The 2,101-nt window shown below is 53.1% G+C and carries 3 protein-coding genes; 2 read left to right on the top strand and 1 reads right to left on the bottom strand.

Annotated features, from left to right (window positions below):
- Both B2T33_RS06430 and B2T33_RS06425 read left to right on the top strand, forming a co-directional pair.
- On the top strand, positions 1 to 350 hold a 350-nt coding region (locus tag B2T33_RS06430), incomplete at its 5' end, for a hypothetical protein (RefSeq protein WP_286791523.1).
- A gap of 178 nt (positions 351 to 528) precedes the next feature.
- Positions 529 to 972 (top strand): hypothetical protein, encoded by a 444-nt coding sequence (locus B2T33_RS06425; RefSeq protein WP_231959834.1) that lies wholly within the window; start codon positions 529 to 531, stop codon positions 970 to 972.
- A gap of 96 nt (positions 973 to 1,068) precedes the next feature.
- On the opposite strand, the gene upp is transcribed toward B2T33_RS06425, so the two are convergent.
- Complete coding sequence (upp, locus tag B2T33_RS06420; RefSeq protein WP_008892328.1) at positions 1,069 to 1,719, bottom strand: uracil phosphoribosyltransferase; 651 nt, start codon at positions 1,717 to 1,719, stop codon at positions 1,069 to 1,071.
- Positions 1,720 to 2,101: the final 382 nt, after the last annotated feature.

Genomic DNA, 2,101 nt, shown 5'->3' with positions numbered 1-2,101 from the left:
CGTCGGTGGAGGCGGGTTATAGGGCCCCTATCCCGACCTGTAAACACCTTTTTCAGAAAAAAATGCATTTAATGGGAACTTTTCTGAATATTGTTATTTTTCAACAACATAGTCGAAAAGCCATATCCAACCATAAAAGTCAGACACCAGTCCCCATCAGACTCTTGGTTGAAAAATCCCGCAAAGGTCCTGAAAAAGACCGGCAAAGACTGGGCTTTTACCCGGCAAAAAACATTGCGCCCGATCAAAATGATTCGAAAAAACCAAGATTACGGGCCGTTGATTCGCCCTATCGGCCCAAAGTCCGGTTCAGCCCGTTTGATGTGATGCAATGCGCACGGTCATATTAAAGGTCATATTAACCGTGATAGTTCCGCCAATTTGCTCCAGAAGGACATATCATCCGGGCAAGGCCGCAAAATGGCGCAAAAGCAAATATGTGAACCTTTCCTTTACATTATGACCCGATGATAGGGCGAGATATCCATACCCCTCGTTATAAGACGGGCATCAGGGGACCGAAGGAAGATGATGAGACTGCGACAATATCTTATATGTGCCGCCGCCTTTGCGGGGCTCTCTCTTGCCGGGTGCTCTGGCACCAATCTTGTGCCCAATACGGGCCCGGGCAGCAGTGAAGGCAAAGGTGGCCAACCAGGTCCGTCTTTCACCCAGTTCACAGATATTCCGATGCCGTCCAATTCGTCACTCGATATGGACAGAAGCATCATCTTTGGCGCATCCGATGCCTGGCACGGGCGGCTTGTCCTGAATGCCGGCGGATCGCAAGCGCAGATGTATGATTTCTACGAGCGTGAAATGCCAAACTTCGGCTGGAGCAAGGTGACCGTGGTCCGCGCCGATATTTCGGTTCTGGTCTATGACCGTGAAAACCGGGTCGCGACCATCAAGCTGACCGGTGGCTCCTTTAGCGGATCGGTCGTCGATATCACGGTATCGCCAAAGGGCTGACTGCCAGCCCAACCAAGCAGACGAAAACTTCAAAAACAAAAAGGGTGCCAAACGGCACCCTTTTTTAATGCGAAACGCAATGGCTGGTCGATGGAGCTAGCGCGTACCGAACAGTCGGTCGCCGGCATCACCAAGGCCCGGAACGATATAAGCCTTTTCATTCAGCTTCTCATCAAGGCCGGCAGTATAGATCGGCACATCCGGATGGGCGTCCTGGAAGACCTTGACCCCTTCTGGGGCAGCAACCAGCGCCATGAAGCGGATGTCCTTGTCGGCGACACCGTATTTATTGAGCGTATCGATCGCGGCAACTGCCGAGTTCCCGGTGGCCAGCATCGGATCGACCAGAATGAATGTACGGCCTTCGACTTCGGGCAGCTTGACCAGATATTCGACCGGCATGTGGGTTTCCGGATCGCGATAGAGGCCGATATGACCAATGCGCGCGGACGGCATCAGTTCGATCAGGCCATCGGCCATGCCCGAACCGGCACGCAGGATCGGAACCACCGCCAGTTTACGGCCCTGAATGACTGGTGCCTTCATCGCGCAGATCGGCGTTTCGATGTCTTCATAGCTGACAGGAAGCTCGCGGGTGATTTCATAGCCCATGAGAAGGGCGATTTCCTTGAGCAACTGACGGAAGGTCTTGGTCGAAGTGCTGACCTTGCGCATGTGGCTCAGCTTATGCTGGATCAGCGGATGATCAAGAATATGAAGGTTCGGGAAATCCTTGTGCGTGCTCATGTGCTATCGGCCATCCTGTCTTGCTTTGCAGCCGTTCCAATCAAGCGGCTGCCGGTCTGGTGTTTGAGAACCTAGCGCGTAGCGCCTTTACCCAAAGATGGCAAGCAGAATGCCCCAATCAGAGGACAAAAACAAACCCGATGACATGAATTTGGCAATTGAATGCGCCAAGCCCAATAGAAAAGCGGGGCAGCCCATATGACCACCCCGCTCTGCATTATTACTTCTATATATATAGTGTGCGCCTTAACCGTACCCGGGATGCGCCCCGGATCAGATCAGTCTACGACGCGGTCGTTTGGCTCTGCACGAACCGGGAAACCGTCAATCGAATGATCCGCCTTGATTTTGGCGGCATCATCGCGGGCTGCCGCAAGGTTGG

The organism is Thalassospira sp. UBA4513, from assembly GCF_002388495.1.
Lineage (GTDB): Bacteria > Pseudomonadota > Alphaproteobacteria > Rhodospirillales > Thalassospiraceae > Thalassospira > Thalassospira tepidiphila.
Note: the sequence above shows the minus strand (reverse complement) of the source record. Positions and strands in the feature narration are given on the sequence as shown.